The 16,332-nt window shown below is 45.9% G+C and carries 14 protein-coding genes; 10 read left to right on the top strand and 4 right to left on the bottom strand.

Annotation, left to right across the window (positions count from 1 at the left end; genetic code table 11):
• Positions 1-165 precede the first annotated feature (165 nt).
• The gene (locus QUA88_RS04785; RefSeq protein ID WP_333270514.1) at positions 166-1,782 is read left to right on the top strand and encodes a HAMP domain-containing sensor histidine kinase; all 1,617 of its coding nucleotides are present in this window, start codon (positions 166-168) and stop codon (positions 1,780-1,782) included.
• Between the two features lie 258 nt (positions 1,783-2,040).
• Here QUA88_RS04785 and QUA88_RS04780 read toward each other — a convergent pair whose 3' ends face one another.
• Positions 2,041-3,600: a UDP-N-acetylmuramoyl-L-alanyl-D-glutamate--2,6-diaminopimelate ligase gene (locus QUA88_RS04780; RefSeq protein ID WP_333232181.1), complete on the bottom strand. Its 1,560-nt coding sequence runs from the start codon at positions 3,598-3,600 to the stop codon at positions 2,041-2,043.
• 199 nt (positions 3,601-3,799) lie between these two features.
• Positions 3,800-4,105 carry a glutaredoxin family protein gene (locus QUA88_RS04775; protein WP_333053321.1) on the bottom strand — a complete coding sequence of 102 codons (306 nt, stop codon included), beginning with the start codon at positions 4,103-4,105 and terminating at the stop codon, positions 3,800-3,802.
• A gap of 208 nt (positions 4,106-4,313) precedes the next feature.
• On the opposite strand from QUA88_RS04775, the gene QUA88_RS04770 reads away from it, so the two are divergent.
• The 4 genes from QUA88_RS04770 (at position 4,314) to QUA88_RS04755 (ending at position 8,976) form a co-directional block, all read left to right on the top strand.
• A complete protein-coding gene (locus tag QUA88_RS04770; protein ID WP_333053215.1) occupies positions 4,314-5,369 on the top strand; it encodes an acyltransferase in 1,056 nt (351 codons plus the stop codon).
• Positions 5,370-5,684: 315 nt separating this feature from the next.
• Positions 5,685-6,962, top strand: coding sequence for an ATP-dependent DNA ligase (locus QUA88_RS04765; RefSeq protein WP_333270511.1), 1,278 nt, complete (start codon positions 5,685-5,687; stop codon positions 6,960-6,962).
• Between the two features lie 88 nt (positions 6,963-7,050).
• Positions 7,051-7,626 carry a Uma2 family endonuclease gene (locus QUA88_RS04760; protein ID WP_333053218.1) on the top strand — a complete coding sequence of 192 codons (576 nt, stop codon included), beginning with the start codon at positions 7,051-7,053 and terminating at the stop codon, positions 7,624-7,626.
• Between the two features lie 108 nt (positions 7,627-7,734).
• Positions 7,735-8,976, top strand: a complete 1,242-nt coding sequence (locus tag QUA88_RS04755) for an exonuclease SbcCD subunit D (protein WP_333270507.1) — start codon at positions 7,735-7,737, stop codon at positions 8,974-8,976.
• Between the two features lie 253 nt (positions 8,977-9,229).
• Here QUA88_RS04755 and fmt read toward each other — a convergent pair whose 3' ends face one another.
• The gene (gene fmt / locus QUA88_RS04750; protein ID WP_333053222.1) at positions 9,230-10,243 is read right to left on the bottom strand and encodes a methionyl-tRNA formyltransferase; all 1,014 of its coding nucleotides are present in this window, start codon (positions 10,241-10,243) and stop codon (positions 9,230-9,232) included.
• 140 nt (positions 10,244-10,383) lie between these two features.
• A complete protein-coding gene (locus QUA88_RS04745; protein WP_333208315.1) occupies positions 10,384-10,611 on the bottom strand; it encodes a hypothetical protein in 228 nt (75 codons plus the stop codon).
• A gap of 61 nt (positions 10,612-10,672) precedes the next feature.
• On the opposite strand from QUA88_RS04745, the gene QUA88_RS04740 reads away from it, so the two are divergent.
• The 5 genes from QUA88_RS04740 (at position 10,673) to QUA88_RS04720 (ending at position 16,214) form a co-directional block, all read left to right on the top strand.
• Entirely contained in the window at positions 10,673-10,807 is a 135-nt protein-coding gene (locus QUA88_RS04740) for a hypothetical protein (protein WP_333267711.1), read from the top strand.
• Positions 10,808-10,825: 18 nt separating this feature from the next.
• Positions 10,826-11,284, top strand: a complete 459-nt coding sequence (locus QUA88_RS04735; protein ID WP_333267726.1) for a hypothetical protein — start codon at positions 10,826-10,828, stop codon at positions 11,282-11,284.
• Positions 11,285-11,545: 261 nt separating this feature from the next.
• Entirely contained in the window at positions 11,546-11,737 is a 192-nt protein-coding gene (locus QUA88_RS04730; protein WP_333053225.1) for a hypothetical protein, read from the top strand.
• 65 nt (positions 11,738-11,802) lie between these two features.
• On the top strand, positions 11,803-13,143 hold the full coding sequence (locus tag QUA88_RS04725) for an ABC transporter substrate-binding protein (protein WP_333208317.1): 1,341 nt from the start codon (positions 11,803-11,805) through the stop codon (positions 13,141-13,143).
• A gap of 557 nt (positions 13,144-13,700) precedes the next feature.
• Positions 13,701-16,214: an MASE1 domain-containing protein gene (locus QUA88_RS04720; RefSeq protein WP_333270504.1), complete on the top strand. Its 2,514-nt coding sequence runs from the start codon at positions 13,701-13,703 to the stop codon at positions 16,212-16,214.
• The last annotated feature ends 118 nt before the right edge of the window (positions 16,215-16,332 follow it).

Raw genomic sequence — 16,332 nt, 5'->3', positions numbered from 1 at the left:
GAAAGATAAAAATTTTAGACCCTAGTTCAATCTCCCAGATTTATCTGTGGGGTAAATCTAAAATCTAAAATCTAAAATCTAAAATCGACTGACTCCTAACTCCTGAACTTTCCTATACATAAATACTTCACCCTTCATGCCTCCGAAGGTGGGTTTATAACTACTATGAATACTTACTTTTTACCGACAATAAGCGAAATTTTAGCCTCCGAAGGCCAAGAAAATGACCTGAGTCTCTTTGATGCTAAGTTGGCGGGAGGAAACAACCGCCATCGGTGTCCTGTAAGCCGTGGGGCTTCTCGGCCCAAAGCCCAACAGGAATGGTATGGGGCGATCGCAGCTTTGAATCAAATGCTCGATCGGCAAAAAGCAGGACAAAAAACAGATGCCGATCGAGCAAATGGTCGATCGACAATCTCCAATTCCTGTCAGGGATTGGTGTTGTCGGGCCCGTCTTCGGTTTTGACTCACCCCGCTTTGGCCAACGGCTTTGCCAATTGGATTTTTACCAGTATTCCCGACAACGATGCAGCTTTGTGGTCTTTTCGGGCTAGACAAACTTTAGCTTTAATGCCGGCGGCTGATGTGCAAATATCAGTGCCTGCGGCGGCCCCGGCTTTGGCTTTGGCAAGTGGCGATCCCTTAGCCAACGAGCAGTTTTGTTTGGTTTTAACTGCTAGTTTTAGCCTGGTGATGGTTTTGGGTGAAAATTCTGCAGGAATTCCGGCTTTTCTATTTTCTTTCGATCCGCAAGTAGTCGCCAAAGCTTGGGAGGTTTTGCGGCGCAGGGTGACTGAAAGCGAATGTTTGCTTGCCAATTCTGACGGTAGCTTCAATTTACCAGTTAGCCAATTAACTAATAATTCTACTAAATTAGACGCGCTGTTCCAGCAGTTTTTGCCTGTGGAGCCAAATTATCAAACAGTGATGCAGTTCAGCCGCTTGCTGTTGCATAATTTGCCGGTTGGGAAAGAGGAAGCAGGCAGGATAAAGGATGAAAGAAGTGATGATGGTTTGAACCATAGACATCACAAGTTATCGGCTACAGATATCAACTGCCAATCTCCAATTCCTCTCGCTACGAAAGAGGTGGAATTGCTACAGGCGATCGCCCACGAAGTCCGCACTCCTTTGGCTACTATTCGCACGCTGACTCGATTGTTGCTGAAACGTCCCAAACTTGAGCCAGTGGTGGTCAAGCGTTTGGAAATGATTGATGCTGAGTGTACCGCTCAGATCGATCGCTTCGGTTTAATTTTCCGCGCCGTGGAATTGGAAATGTCGCAAGCTAAAAATTCGGGCGTGCAGCTAACAGCAATGTCCCTCGGTGAAGTGCTACAAAATAGCATTCCCCGCTGGCAAAAACAGGCGACTGTGCGAAACCACACTTTGGAAGTTATTGTGCCGAAAAAGTTGCCGGCGGTAGTCAGCGATCCGACGATGCTGGATCAGGTTTTAACTAATTTGATTGAGAATTTTACTCGAACTTTGCCTTCCGGGAGTCGCATTCAGGTGGAGGTGACATTGGCGGGCAATCAGTTAAAGTTGCAGTTGGAATCGGAACACTTACCTGAAGGTAATGTCGCATCGACTTTTGCAGAAGCGGCGAATGCTCCTTTGCGATCGATCGGGCCTTTGTTGATGGTGCAGCCGGAGACTGGAAGTTTGAGTTTAAATTTGAGCGTGACTAAGAATTTATTTCGGGCTGCTGGCGGGAAGTTGGTAATTCGCCAGCGACCCCAAAAGGGCGAGGTGATGACGGTATTTTTGCCGCTGCAATAGTGCTTAGTCATTAGTCATTAGTCATTAGTCATTAGTTTTAATCAATGAAAATCTCAATGACAAACTCCGTTCCTTCTCCCAGTGCAGAAATACAACAGTCAATGAGTTTGAGTTGTTTAGTCTCAGGATTAATCAGATATAATCTAGTGCCAATCAGATTCTATCGTCCTATCAATACTTAAAAATACAACAAATTTCACAGCCCACGAACAGCTAACAGTTAACAGTTAACAGTTAACTGTTAACTGTTAACCGAATTCATTTAACCGAATTCATTCTGGCTTTCAAGGCATCTCGCGCTTGTTCTCGATCGTCAAAATGGACTTTTTCGGTGCCCAAAATTTGATAATCTTCGTGTCCTTTCCCTGCAATCAGCACGCCATCTCCCGGTTTAGCGTCCATAATAGCAGTGCGAATTGCAGCGGCGCGATCGCACATCACAATCGGCTTTACTGCGGCGGGAATTCCTGCTAAAACATCCTCCAAAATGCGATCGGGATTTTCCGTGCGCGGATTGTCGGAAGTAACAACAGCTAAATCGGCTAATTCTGCCACAATTTTACCCATGATCGGCCGCTTAGTGCGATCGCGATCGCCACCGCAGCCAAACACGCAAATCATCTTACCCGGAATAAACGGCCGCGACGCCTTCAACAAGTTCTCCAAACTGTCTGGAGTGTGTGCGTAATCAACAATAACGCTAATATCTTGGTCGGGACTAATTTGCACCCGTTCCATCCGTCCCGGAACTCCCGAAAACTGAGATAATTTCTCCACAATTGCGGACAAATCTAAACCCAATTCTAAAACAGCACCAACAGCAGCCAACATATTTGATAAATTGAACTGACCGACTAAAGGCAAAGAAAAAGCTGTTTCACCCTTGGGAGTGTGCAGCATTCCCGTAACTCCATTAGGCTGATACTGCAAATCTGAAGCATACAAATCTGCCGTTTTGTCGCTAGTGCTGTAACTCCAAACTAGGTCAGATTTGAGGGTTTCAACTATCCGCTGCCCGTAGGTATCGTCAATATTAATCACAGCGCGATTTGCGAGGTAATCCGAACCAAACAAAAGCGATTTAGCCTCAAAATAATCTTCCATATCCCGGTGATAATCGAGATGATCTTGAGTCAAATTTGTAAAGACAGCAACTTCAAAACTACACCCCAAAACTCGCTGTTGCGCTAAAGCGTGGGAACTGACTTCCATTACCCCGTGTTTGCATCCGGCGACTACAGCTTCTGCTAATTGCTTTTGTAGGTCAACTGCAAAAGGTGTGGTGTAAAGTGCAGTTTGTTGGAATCCCGGCCAGCGAGTATAAAGCGTACCAAAAATTGCCGTCGGCAACTGCATTTCATTGAGCAAAAATTCGATTAAATGAGTGGTTGTAGTTTTGCCGTTAGTCCCGGTAACGCCGACAAGTTTTAATTTGCTAGCTGGATTGCCGTAAAAAGCAGTGGCTATTTGACCGCAAACTTGAGCCATATCGGCTGCTGCGATGACGCAGGGAACCTCTTCTAGCCCCTTGCTAAGGGGGGAAGGAACCTCTTCTAGCCCCCCCTTGCTAAGGGGGGGTTGGGGGGGTGTCTTCTCGGCTGCTTGGGTGGAAATTATGGCGGCAACTGCACCAGATTCGATCGCACTTTGCCAAAAATCTCCGCCATCTACCCGAGTTCCCGGCATTCCCAAAAACAAATCGCCCGCCTGACAAGCGTGGGAATTAGTGGATAAACCCTTGACTTCGACATCGAGGGCGGGATGTTGGGCGTCAAAGGAAATGCTGGGAACTGCTGCTAATAATTCTCTCAATTTCATCTGAAAAACTCCTCACTTGGATGTCTTGAATATGACTGGCGGAACACATTGTTTGAGCCACTCTCTACAGGTTTTTGCTGTGGGCGGTGCAAAGCCTAAGTTTTTTTGGTGCGCGGTGTAAAAGCTCTCGCCCTAGAGTAAGCTGCACACCGAGCACCCCGAAGTCAGGATTAAAACCTGAGTTTTTGGGTAAATTGTATTATTGTGACAGATCGATTTGCAAATATTTCTGTAACATTTGCTCCAATTGGGCGACACTACAGCGGGGAGAAGGACGGGGTAAAAGTTCTTCAGGGGAGAATGCAGCCTCGCCAGCAGAATTTGTTGGTTGGGGCTGCGCTTTAAACAAAACTGGAACTTCGTACTGATAAGCTTGAAACCAGTCATCGCGTTCGGTAATATCTCGGACTTCGAGTTGAAACTTCAGGCTTTCAATCTGTTCGAGTTTTTCTTGCAACCCTTCGCACAAGTGGCATCCGGGTTTGGTGTACAAAATCAATCGCATCATAAGAGTACAATTAAACTCGATCTTAAATTATCAAACCTGCGATCGCCATTGGGCTAACTCAACGCGAGTAAGACACAACTCACGGCTTTATTGGTCGCAATGCGCGATCCGATGTTATCTTAGCATTGACGGCAAACCGATTACGGTAATTTGCCATCTCAATGTAAATACAGGTCGATCTATCCATACACTCGGTCAGTAAAAAATGCAAATTACGCCTGAAATTTCTGGGAAAATTAAATTATTACGTCTCCCCCTAATTATTGGGATTGTTACTATTCACTCGTCTATAAATTCTGTGGGATATGCTGACAATTTTTTCCAGACTTTTATTGCGAGCACTTGGGGTGGTTCCTGCGTTTCTTTTTTGTTTGTTATTTCAGGATTTCTTTTTTTCAAAAGTTTTAACTTATCGCTAAATTCTTACCAAGAAAAGCTCAAGTCTCGGTTTTGGACTCTCCTGGTTCCCTATTTATTTTGGAACTTAGCTTTATTGGCAATGGTCTTAATTGTCTTGAACATACCGGCAACAACTTCTATTATTCAAGGTCATTACAAAAAATACATTGAAGACTACAGCTTCGCCAATTTTATAGATTGTTTGACGGGGTACAGAAACGGTTATCCGATCGCATTTCATTTCTGGTATGTCCGGGACTTAATCGCGATGGTGATTCTATCTCCGGTATTTTTACTGGTAGCTAGAAAGATACCCTATCTAGGTTTGGCTTTGTTTGCCGCGCCTTGGTTGCTGAAATTACAACTTGGTTTTATTAAAATCCAGTGGTTGGGGCCACTGTTCTTTTATTTGGGATGTCTGATTGCTGTTCAAAAATTGGATTTAACTTGGATCAATCGACGAAAAAGTTTGATCGTAAGCATATACTTAGCGATGGCTGTTGTGCTGGCAATAATGAAAACATCCGAAATAGAAACTTTCCAACACCTGTTTGAATGCTGCACCAGAGTAGTAGGTACGATGGCGATTTGGTGCGCTGCCGATTTGGTAGGTGGGAAGCTGCAAAAGGTGTGTTTAAATCTTTCGGGTTTGGCATTTTTTGTTTATGCTTCTCACGAACCGACGGTAACAGTTTTGAAGGAAGTTTTTGAGAAATTGTCAAAAACGCCAAATTCGATAACTGTCATGATACACTATTTGTTGATATTGACAATTTCCACTTTACTAACGCTGGCTGCGGGTAGTCTTTTACAAAGGTACACGCCTAAATTTTTCCAAGTGATAACAGGTGCCAGGGGATAATCATACAATTTTATATTTTAGATTTTAGATTTTAGATTTTAGATTAGGGAGGGATGATTATCATCGTTTCGCTCTTGCCTACAGTAGCATTTTTTGGGGCTACCTAATATCAATTTTAGATTGGGGATTAGAGAGTTTAGATTACTCTCTTTCTGCTCTTCCTCTGTGCCCTCTGCGCCTCTGCGGTAAAAAAATAAATCTAGTTCACCAATGAAAAAGTTAAATTTATTCACACCAACTAATTTTCCAATTAGGATTGACTAATAAATCAAGCTTTAGTATAGTATAGAAATAGCCCTACATAAAGGAGGCAGTATGGACTGCACCGAATACGCAGAAGCCAAGCGAAAAGCAGCCAAAAAAATTAGCGGCGACATTCGAGAACGCTGGAACAATCGCATTGTTCAGCGAGAATTGCACTTGATGGGAGAAGCGGGGGCAGTGCAGTATTTAGCTGATTACGGGCGCGGCATCGGTACGGCAAAAGTTATTGGTTTTGCACTGTGCGCGGAGTCGGAAGGATACCCGGAAATGGCGATCGGCTTTTGGAAAAGAGCGTTTGAATTGGAAACAGGAGAAAAGCCGATCGCCCTCAATACTCCAAACAAATCTAGCACCAATCTTGCTCCTGCTGCCAAATCAACTACCGCTGCCAGAATAGAGACTGTTAATGACCCCGTAGTTCCCGAATTGCCACCGCATTTGCAGCCGGGAAGGATTGTCACCATGCAGCCGGTGGACGCGCCGAGCGAACGTTCTTATTACATCGAAAATCCCGATTATTGGGGACAGCCAAAGCGCGACGGCAATCGAGTAGTGGTCATCGCGACGCCAGATAAAGCATACTACCAATCGCGATCGACTAACCTGCGGCAACAAGCATCGATTGAAATTGAACAGGCATTAATCGACACAGCCGCTAAAATTGGCACCTTTATTTTAGACGGCGAACTGTATTACAAAAGCTGTACCGGCAGCGAACACCGCACCGGCGCGCAAGCTGCTACAGTTAATATTGAAAGCGGTTTTCCCACAATCCAGCCCAGCGCAATTTATGCCATTTTTAAAAGTTTGTTTTTCAAAGGCAATGATTTAACTACCGTGCCTGAATCCGAACGAATTGCAGCGGGAGTTGAAGTTGGCGAAATTCTGGCAAATATATCCCCAGCCTTTGAAGTTGTACCGACATTTCGCACCACCGCCGAAAAACTCGTCCTGGCAAATCAGCAGGAATCTGAAAATAGAGAAGGCGAAGTTTGGGTGTTGCACAACTGCCAGTATGTCGGCGGCAAAGATGTTAAGAAATATCCGATGGTGAGGACTAAATACTGTCAAGAACACGATTTATTTATTGTGGGTTTGACGGCCACAAAAGTTGCGGGGCGGCCGTTTAGCGCCGTCAAAGTAGCGCAAGAAATTGATGGCAAATTAGTCCCAGTAGGAACCGTGGGAACCGGGTTTAGCGCGGAGGAAATGCAGGAAATTGCCCGACTCTACGAGGCTAACCCCAAAAATGTCAAAATTAAAGTGCGATCGCAGGGTTTGACGGAAAGCGGCAAACTGTGGCACGCCCGATTTCTGGAGTTTTGTTAAATTTGTAGGGAAACTGCAGTGACGTTTCCCAGCCTGGTGTGCGATTATTAACCAATAGTGGTAAATAAAAAGGTTGGAGGAAACATCAATGTTTGTTAGCAAAAATAATTTTTACATCTCCCCAGAAGAGTACCTAGAAGGCGAGCGAGTAAGCCCCATCAAACACGAATACAGACGCGGACACGTTTATGCAATGACGGGGGCAAAAAAACCTCATATTGTTATTTCAGTAAATTTAGCAAGTTTGCTTAACAATCATCTCCGCGAGAGTTCCTGCTTAGTTCTTTCATCAGATATAAAAGTCCGACTGGAAGATGCAAATTGCTATTACTATCCTGATGTAGCGGTGACTTGCGACGAAAGAGATACAAGTTCCACCGAAGACTTCATTCTCTATCCATCTCTAATTATTGAGGTGCTATCTCCCTCAACTGCATCTTTTGACAGGGGCAATAAATTTGTCGATTACCAAACTTCTCTGAGTTTGCAAGAATACGTACTCATCACTCAATCTGAAATTAAAATAGAGTGTTTTCGGCTTAACGAGTCAGGAAATTGGGTTTATCAAACTTACGGACAAGGAGATAGAGTAGAATTTGTTAGTGCGAATTTTAGTTGTGAAATTAGCGAAATCTATGAAAAAGTCCCCGGCATCATATTGTGATGTATGAAAAACAACTTTCTTGGGTTCGCAGTCAGGAATGCAAGTCATGCTTCTGAGGACTTCACTCCTCACTCCGAACCAAACGATAACTAACAAATAGAAAAAACAATGATTAAAATCTTACACCTTTCAGACATTCACATGGGCAGTGGCTTTTCCCACGGCCGGATTAATCCCGAAACTGGTTTAAATACGCGGCTGGAAGACTTCGCGGCGACGCTGAGCAAATGTATGGATAGAGCAATTTCTGAACCCGTAGATTTAGTCCTATTCGGCGGCGATGCTTTCCCGGATTCGACGCCTCCACCGTTTGTAAAAGAGGCTTTTGCTCGCCAATTCAGCCGCTTGGTGGAGGCGCAAATTCCGACGGTTTTGCTAGTAGGAAATCATGACCAACATTCCCAGGGACAAGGCGGCGCGAGTTTGGGGATTTATCGGACTTTGGGGATACCTAAGTTTATTGTAGGCGATCGCCTGGACACTCACCTGATTCAAACCCGCAGCGGGCCCGTACAGGTGGTAACATTGCCTTGGTTGACTCGATCGACCTTAATGACACGTTCCGAGACTGAAAGCCTGTCTATGGGCGATGTTAACCAATTATTAACCGAAAAACTGACGATCGCAATGGAAGGCGAAATCCGCCGCCTCAACCCCGACATACCAACCGTACTTTTAGCGCATTTAATGGCCGATAAAGCAAGCTTGGGTGCCGAGCGTTTTTTAGCAGTTGGTAAAGGTTTTAACATACCCGTTTCCATGCTAACTCGCCCTTGTTTTGATTACGTTGCTCTCGGCCACGTACACAAACACCAAAATCTCAATGCTGACAACAATCCGCCCGTAATTTACCCCGGAAGCATCGAACGAGTTGATTTTAGCGAAGAGAAAGAAGATAAAGGTTTTGTGTTAGTTAATTTGGAACGGGGAAAAGCTGAGTGGGAATTTTGCGCTTTGCCAGTGCGGGTGTTTCAGACGATTAAAGTGAATGTTTCCGAATCGGAAAATCCGCAAGCAGAGTTAGTTAAAGCTATTGGCAAGAAAGAAATCCAAGACGCGGTTGTGAGATTAATTTACCAATTGCGATCCGAACAATTGGATTTAATCGACAGCGCAGAATTGCACGCACTTTTGGGCGAAGCGCACAGCTACACAATTCAACCGGAATTAGTCAGTCAGCTAGCGAGGCCGCGGTTGCCAGAATTGAATGCTAATAATAGTATAGAACCCTTAGAAGCTTTGAAAACTTATCTGGCAAGTCGCGAAGATTTGAAAGATGTTGCGGAGAGTATGTTAGAGGCGGCGCAGGGTTTGTTGGGTGGTACGGAGGAAGTTTTAGTTGAATTTTAGGTAGAATTTTAGGTAAGATCGGGTATGTAAATTTTCCCTACCACACAATCTCAGAAACCGGGTTTTTTCCTATATTTTTCCTACTCAACCCAAATGATTCGCAGAAACCCGGTTTCTCCCTACCACTCATTTACTTAGGATCGCGAATTAAAGAACTTACAATTTTAATTGTTATTGTGGGATGGGCGTCCCGCCCGTCTTTTTTGGACGGGCGGGACGCCCATCCCACAAACTTGTGGAAGTTATTTAATTCTCATTCCTTAACTTCAACCATCCCAAAAACTTCCCCTACAACCAACCGAGTTCCGTTGGCAAAATCCACTCCCGACTGCACCTTTTTCCCCGCTAACTGCACCTCCCGCAACAATAATAAACCATCACCGGTTTGGACGATCGCCCCCAAGCCCTTCACAACCTTCACAACTTCCCCATTTGCGCCCGACAACTGGGCTAAAACAGGCCATTCGCGTTCCAAAACTCTCAAATCTGCTGGCATTTGCAGCCAATATTCCGGCCCGACGGGCACAGTAGCTATCACCTTCAGAGAATTGCCGCGAAAAGTCGTCGTGCAATCCGGGAAAAAGCCCCTAACTTGATTGTGAAGGGCGATCGCACTTTTCGACCAATCCAGCACATAATCGGCACTCTTAATCATCGGCGCATAAGTCGCCTCAGCATCATCTTGAACAACAGCTTCAATTTTGTCGTCCCTCAATTTCACCAACGTTTCTATCAACAAATCCGCCCCAACTTCCGCCAACCTATCCGCCAAAGAATCAGCATTATCCAACAGCGAAATCCCAGCAAAAGCCTTCAACAGCATCGCCCCAGTATCCATCCCAGCATCCATCAGCATAGTAGTAATTCCTGTTGTCTTTTCCCCGTCAAAAAGACAGCGCTGAATCGGCGCCGCACCGCGATACTTCGGCAAAATTGAACCGTGAACATTAACGCAAGCCAAATTAGGAATATCGAGTATTTCTTGAGAAAGAATCTGGCCGTAAGCTACCACCACAAACACATCCGCCTGCGCTTCTCGCAATTTGGCAATGGTTTCAGCATCTTTCTTGATTCGTTGCGGCTGCAAAACCGGGATACTGTGATTTAAAGCCACATCTTTTACAGGTGAAGGCATCAATTGATTGCCTCTTCCCCGGCGTTTGTCCGGCTGAGTCACTACACCCACAACCTCAAATTCTGGGTGGCTTAACAAACTGGATAAAGTAGGGACAGCAAAGTCGGGAGTGCCAAAAAAAACAATTTTCATAGATTCTTCGTTATTAGTAAGTAGTCCTCAGTCATTACTCATTAGTCGTCAATTAGGTAATGGCAAAAAACCATAGTATATTATACAGACTATTCAGCGCGTAGCAGCTATGATACAAGCGAGTTTATGAGTATTTTCACTCACCGGACTCGTGTAATATTTATCGATCGGCTAAAACAATAATAGTTTGCTTCTAGATTATACACTTCTATAATTGTTCCGAGTTGTGCGATCGGCAAAAAAAATCTCGATTGATACTCAGGTGCAGCCCAACTCGATCGCTCAAAACCAATGAGTTTTATATACGCAACAACATTTGCATCTATGCTTCCCAAGTTAACTAGAACTGTTTTAGTAAAAATTTTCATATAATCTACATTTTTTACTGCTAATTTCAATTTTAGCATATCTACTAGAACAGGAAAATAATTGTCGAATTTTCTGCTAAAACTCAGCCGCAGCTTATTTGCCTACACCGCCGAACAAGAAAAGTTTATTCACGCCGTCACTAATCCCCAAGCTTTTAATTCTGCTATTTTGTGGCTGCAACCACAACCAACATAAAACCCATTTAATCTCGAAATTCCAGTTTCTTGGCAACCCCAATTTGTAGATAGACTAGCCTTAGAATCCCAGCCGGGAAAACATTCCTTACATCAAGCAGAACATTACTACTGTCTCGACTTTTTCTCAATCTTCGCCGCCTCTATCTTATTAACAATACCGCAGCCAATCAAAGTAATATTAGATATGTGCGCCGCCCCCGGAGGAAAAAGTATATTTGCCTGGAAAACATTAAACCCAGAATTGCTGTTGTGCAACGAAGCCATAGGCAAACGCATGGGAATGTCGATCTCTAATTTAAGACGCTGCCAAATTCAACCATCAGCCGCCGCCAACGTCGATTCAAAAATACTTGCCGAAAAAATACCACAAACGGCTAATTTAGTAATAGTAGATGCTCCTTGTATTGGTAAATCACTCTTAGCAAAAAGAGACAAGCACCCGGCTGCTTTCATACAGCACTTTCCAGGTAAGTGAAGTACAGAGAAACCGGGTTTCTTGAATAAAACCGGTTTCTGGCGAGAAATCCAGAAGAAACCCGGTTTCTGGGGTGTACTTTATAAACCTGGAATCCGCTGTAATGTCACCATCAACAGCAATGCCAATCGCCAAAAAATAATTTTAGCCAATTCTGCTAAAATTGTAGAGCCCCAAAGTTATCTTGCATACATGAGCTGCACTTATTCAACTGCATAAAATGAACAAGTCAGCGAAGGGCAGTTAAGCAAATTCCCCGAATTGGGGCCAGTCACTGTTCCTCATTTAGAAAAATATCGATCGCACCTGACAGAAATTCCTTGCTATCGGATGTGGCCGCAAGATAGACTAGGAGCAGGAGCTTTCACTGTTTTGTTTCAAAACACCTCCGATGGAGAGAGAAATCAGCTACCAGCAGATTTTCGAGATTTAGCTCGTTTTACCAACCTCTAACTATCCGCGTCCATCCCCGTTCATCTGCAGTTAAAAAAGTCTGCTTCCCTGAATCTAAATAAAAAATGATATTCTCCAAATTATCCAAAGCAATTAAAAGACCACTAAAACTAGCGATCTGCATTTTAATTACCTTAAATTTGCTAATATTAAGCGGCTGTCAAAACCGCACAACCCCCGCATCGAAAAACGGCGAACCGATCGAACTCACACTGTGGCACGGCATCAATCCCCCCCCCAATCGCGACGTATTTCAAGCCCTCACAGACAAATTCAACAAAACACATCCCAACATCCAGATCAAACCAATTTACATCGGTCAGCCCGACCAACAACTGCCAAAAATTCTAACAGCAATAGTTGGAAATGCACCGCCGGATTTGCTGTGGAATAGTCCTACAAGTGCCGGAAAACTAGCAGAACTAAACGCAATTGTGCCGTTAGAAAACTGGATCGACAAATCGCCCCGGAAAGCCGAAATCTACCCGGCACTCTTCGAGTCAATGGAACTCGGCGGACACATTTGGTCAGTTCCCCTAGGCACAAACAACGTCGCCATATTTTACCGTCCCAGCTTATTTGCAGCAGCAGGAATCAAAAAAGTGCCCCAGAATTGGGCGCAATTAAAGCAAACAGCCCGATCGCTCACGCGAGACACCAACGGAGACGGCCGCACAGACCAACACGGCATAGTGCTCCCCCTAGGCAAAGGAGAATGGACAGTATTTACCTGGCTGCCATTCATGTTCAGTGCAGGGGGCGAACTCAAAGGCGAAATACCTCAAAATCCTGTACCCCAAATAGATAATCCCGGTTCTCACGCCGCCTTAGAATTGTGGAGCGACTTGTTAAAAGAAGGTTCAGCAATATTGTCAGCACCCGAACGCGGTTACGAACTCGACAATTTCATCGCCGGGAAAGTCGCCATGCAAATCACCGGGCCGTGGACGCTAGCACAGTTGCAGCAAAGCGCGATCGACTACGGAGCAATGCCTTTACCCATCCTCAAACGCCCCGCAGCCGTCGTAGGGGGTGAAAACCTATTTTTAATGAAAACCTCGCCAGAACGAGAGCGAGCAGCCCTAGTATTCTTAGAATACGTTATAGGTGAAGAATTCCAAACAGCATGGGCATTGGGAACAGGTTATTTACCCATTAACTTAAAATCGAGACAGAGCCAAGCTTATCAAAGCTTTGTGGAAAAAAACCCTGTTTTGCAAGTATTTTTAGAACAAATGAACTCAGCTAGAGCGCGACCCATTATATCAGGTTACTCCCGCCTATCAGAAAACCTCGGTCGCGCCATAGAGGCAACCCTTCTCGGCCGCAACCCCCAAGACGCCCTTAAAGAATCTCAAGAGCGTTTGACACTAACCTTAGATATTGCAACAGCCAAAGAGAAATAGACAAAAAATTTTTTTTTGCTGTAATATATCCGCTTTCACTGTATCCAAGCGCAAGACTTGAAGCCTTGATTGATTGGTTAAAAATCTAGTGAAAATAACTACCGCCTGCTGTTCTAATCAGAAACCGTGTTTATTGACCCAAACATACCTAAAAGCAGAGATTTTACGTCTCTGTTATTGGTATTTTAGGTATTTTAGGTATTATCGATCGGGGTGCAAGATGTTAGGGTGCATTGAGTTACGATCGCCCGACACAAAAAGACACCCGCTGTCGCTCGGTAATAAATTTTTAACAAAAACCAAAATTTACAAACCAATTGCTTAGCCATTAGAGATATATTTACAAAAAAGCGATACTCCCGAAATTCATGGGCAGATTTGATCGAACAAAAAAACCGCTCCCTCAACGGCACCACAAAAAGTTAGCTCAAAAGCTTCTCCCAGTACCTACCACCCATGACCTACCATCACCTAATAGAAACATTTTCTCTACCCTGTGCCTGTCCCGTGCCACATACTGAGACCCCAACAACCGTCCACCTTTTCCCCAAACGACCATGCAGACAAAGTTCCTTAACGCAATCAAAGGACATTCCTGGCGGTACTTCCTCGCAGTAGGCGCGATCGCCCTGGTCTACTATTGGGCGTCGCAATTCGCCATTTCCACCCTCACCCTCAGTTCAGAAATTTACCCGATGTGGCCAGCAGCAGGAATTGCCCAAGTCGCCCTGCTGCTGTTTGGGCGGCAACTGTGGCCGGGAATCGCGATCGGAGGCTTCCTGTTCAGCATGAGCGTACCGTCGGCCAACATCGCCACGGCATTGATATCGGCAGGCGCCAGAAGCCTGCAAGCGTGGACGGGAACTTATCTACTCCAAGGCCTTAACTTTAGCGCCGGGCTCGATCGGCTCAAAGACGTTTTAGGAATAGTCGGACTAGCAGCCTTGGGATCTACCCTGATCAGCTCCACCATCGGCAGCATCCTCGTATGCCTGAGTGGTATATCTAGCTGGAGCGATTTTGGCACGATTTGGGGGACTTGGTGGGTCGGAGACGCCATGGGAATTGTGCTCGTCGCCCCGCTGCTACTGACGTGGCAACAATTGCCCAAAGTCCCCACCCATCGCAAACAGATAGCTGAACGAGCGATTTGGCTGCTGCTGCTACTAGCAGTCGGCTGGCTCGTCTTTTGCTCCCGCACCCGCGCCGCCTACGCCCGCTATCCCCTCGAATACCTACCATTTCCCCTAGTAGTTTGGGCTGCCTTTCGATTCGGTCAGCGCTACACCGCCCTCTCCAACTTCATCCTCTGCGGCTTCGCCATCTGGGGTATCGCCCGAGGCAGCGGCCCCTTCCTCAAACACGCCAGCAGTATCCCCCAAGCACTGTTATCCCTGCAAGCCTTCATCGCCGTCATCGCCGTCACCGGCTTAGTCTTAGCTGCCACCGTCGCCGAACGCCACCAAGCAGAAGTCTCCCTGCGCGCCAGCGAAGCCAGCCTCGCTAACGCCCAACGCATCGCCCAGCTAGGCAACTGGGACTTAGACCGCAACGCCCAGCAATTGCGATGGTCAGAGGAAATTTACCGCATCCTGGGACAGGAACCCGGAACTTTTGAACCCAGCCTGGAAGCCTTCTTGGAATACGTGCACCCGGAAGACAGAGAATTAGTCAGAACCTCGATCGAAGCCGCTTTATTTCAGCAACAGCCTTACAGCATCGACTACAGGCTCATACTTCCCGACGGTAGCAACCGCACCGTCTACGAACAAGCCGCCGTCACCTCCCTCTACATCACCAGCACCGTCCAAGACATCACAGACAGAAAGCAAGCCGAAGCCGCCCTGCGTTCTTCAGAAGAAAGATTTTCCAAAGCCTTTCACGCCTCCCCAGTCGGGATCAGCATCTGCACCCTCACAGACGGATGCTTCCTCGATGCCAACGAAAGCTTTTTGCGCTCATTAGGCTGGCTGCGGCACGAATTTCTCGGCCGCACTCCCAGCGACTTAGGAATATTTGTCAATTCAGAAGACGGGGGGCGGCTCGCCCAGATTTTGCAATCACAAAATTCGATCAGCAACCAAGAAATCAAAATTCGCACCAAAGCCGGCGAAGTGCGCGACTGGCTGCTGTCAGTGGAACTCATCCACCTCGGCAGCACTCAGTGCGTTTTAATCATGACCACCGACATCACCGAACGCTTGCGTTCCGAAGAATTCCGCCGCGCCGCATTAGCCGCCGAAGCTGCAAATAGATCCAAAAGCATTTTTCTCGCCAACATGAGTCACGAACTCAGAACCCCCCTCAACGCCATCATCGGCTACAGCGAGATCCTGCAAGAAGACGCCCGAGACCTAGGTGCCGAAGAGTTCATCGACGACCTCCAGAGAATTAACACGGCCGGCCAGCACCTACTCGCGCTGATTAAAGATATTCTCGACTTGACCAAAATTGAAGCAGGTCGCATCGACTTCGACCTCGAAACCTTCACCATTTCAACTCTGGTTGAGGAAGTAGTTGCCACGATCGCGCCGATGGCAGACAAAAATAGCAATATTGTAGAAATACAATGCCCCGATGATATTGGCTCAATGCAGACCGACTTGACTAAACTCCGGCAGTCTCTGCTCAACATCCTCAGCAATGCCGCGAAATTTACTTGCTCCGGCGCGATTACCTTTGCCGTTACCCGATCCGTCGAACCCCCTGCCGACTCTGCAAAGAAAGGCAAAACACTTGGAGCGTATAGAGGAGGTGGCCAAAATGAAAATAGCTTGTCTCTATTATCTTCCGCTCAAGATTGGATCATTTTTACGGTCAAAGATACCGGCATTGGCATGAGTCCCGAACAGTTAGCCAGAATCTTTGAGCCTTTCACCCAAGCAGATTCCTCAACTACTAAAAAGTACGGCGGCACTGGTTTGGGGCTGACGATTACTAAGAAATTCTGCGAAATGATGGGCGGAGACATTACCGCATTCAGCGAGGTGGACAAAGGTTCTACCTTTACTATTCGGCTGCCAGCTATTTTCACCGACCTTTCAATCTCAACCGAAAAGTCTGACAAATAATAATTTATTGACATTTCTTTTCGAGCGTTGTCGGTTTTATTAGCCTCCGCAATTTGCTGATTATTTCGCTATCACGTATCAAAAAATTCCACATATAGCCAAATCAATAAAGCCATTA

This window comes from Microcoleus sp. D3_18_C2, assembly GCF_036702395.1.
Lineage (GTDB): Bacteria > Cyanobacteriota > Cyanobacteriia > Cyanobacteriales > Microcoleaceae > Microcoleus.
This window is presented reverse-complemented; position numbering and strand designations above follow the sequence as displayed.

What these genes read in the sequence shown, in the direction of transcription:
- QUA88_RS04785 (WP_333270514.1), top strand. Translation starts at nt 166, where the DNA reads ATGAATACTTACTTTTTACCGACAATAAGCGAAATTTTAGCCTCCGAA.
- QUA88_RS04780 (WP_333232181.1), bottom strand. Translation starts at nt 3,600, where the DNA reads ATGAAATTGAGAGAATTATTAGCAGCAGTTCCCAGCATTTCCTTTGAC.
- QUA88_RS04775 (WP_333053321.1), bottom strand. Translation starts at nt 4,105, where the DNA reads ATGCGATTGATTTTGTACACCAAACCCGGATGCCACTTGTGCGAAGGG.
- QUA88_RS04770 (WP_333053215.1), top strand. Translation starts at nt 4,314, where the DNA reads ATGCAAATTACGCCTGAAATTTCTGGGAAAATTAAATTATTACGTCTC.
- QUA88_RS04765 (WP_333270511.1), top strand. Translation starts at nt 5,685, where the DNA reads ATGGACTGCACCGAATACGCAGAAGCCAAGCGAAAAGCAGCCAAAAAA.
- QUA88_RS04760 (WP_333053218.1), top strand. Translation starts at nt 7,051, where the DNA reads ATGTTTGTTAGCAAAAATAATTTTTACATCTCCCCAGAAGAGTACCTA.
- QUA88_RS04755 (WP_333270507.1), top strand. Translation starts at nt 7,735, where the DNA reads ATGATTAAAATCTTACACCTTTCAGACATTCACATGGGCAGTGGCTTT.
- fmt (WP_333053222.1), bottom strand. Translation starts at nt 10,243, where the DNA reads ATGAAAATTGTTTTTTTTGGCACTCCCGACTTTGCTGTCCCTACTTTA.
- QUA88_RS04745 (WP_333208315.1), bottom strand. Translation starts at nt 10,611, where the DNA reads ATGAAAATTTTTACTAAAACAGTTCTAGTTAACTTGGGAAGCATAGAT.
- QUA88_RS04725 (WP_333208317.1), top strand. Translation starts at nt 11,803, where the DNA reads ATGATATTCTCCAAATTATCCAAAGCAATTAAAAGACCACTAAAACTA.
- QUA88_RS04720 (WP_333270504.1), top strand. Translation starts at nt 13,701, where the DNA reads ATGCAGACAAAGTTCCTTAACGCAATCAAAGGACATTCCTGGCGGTAC.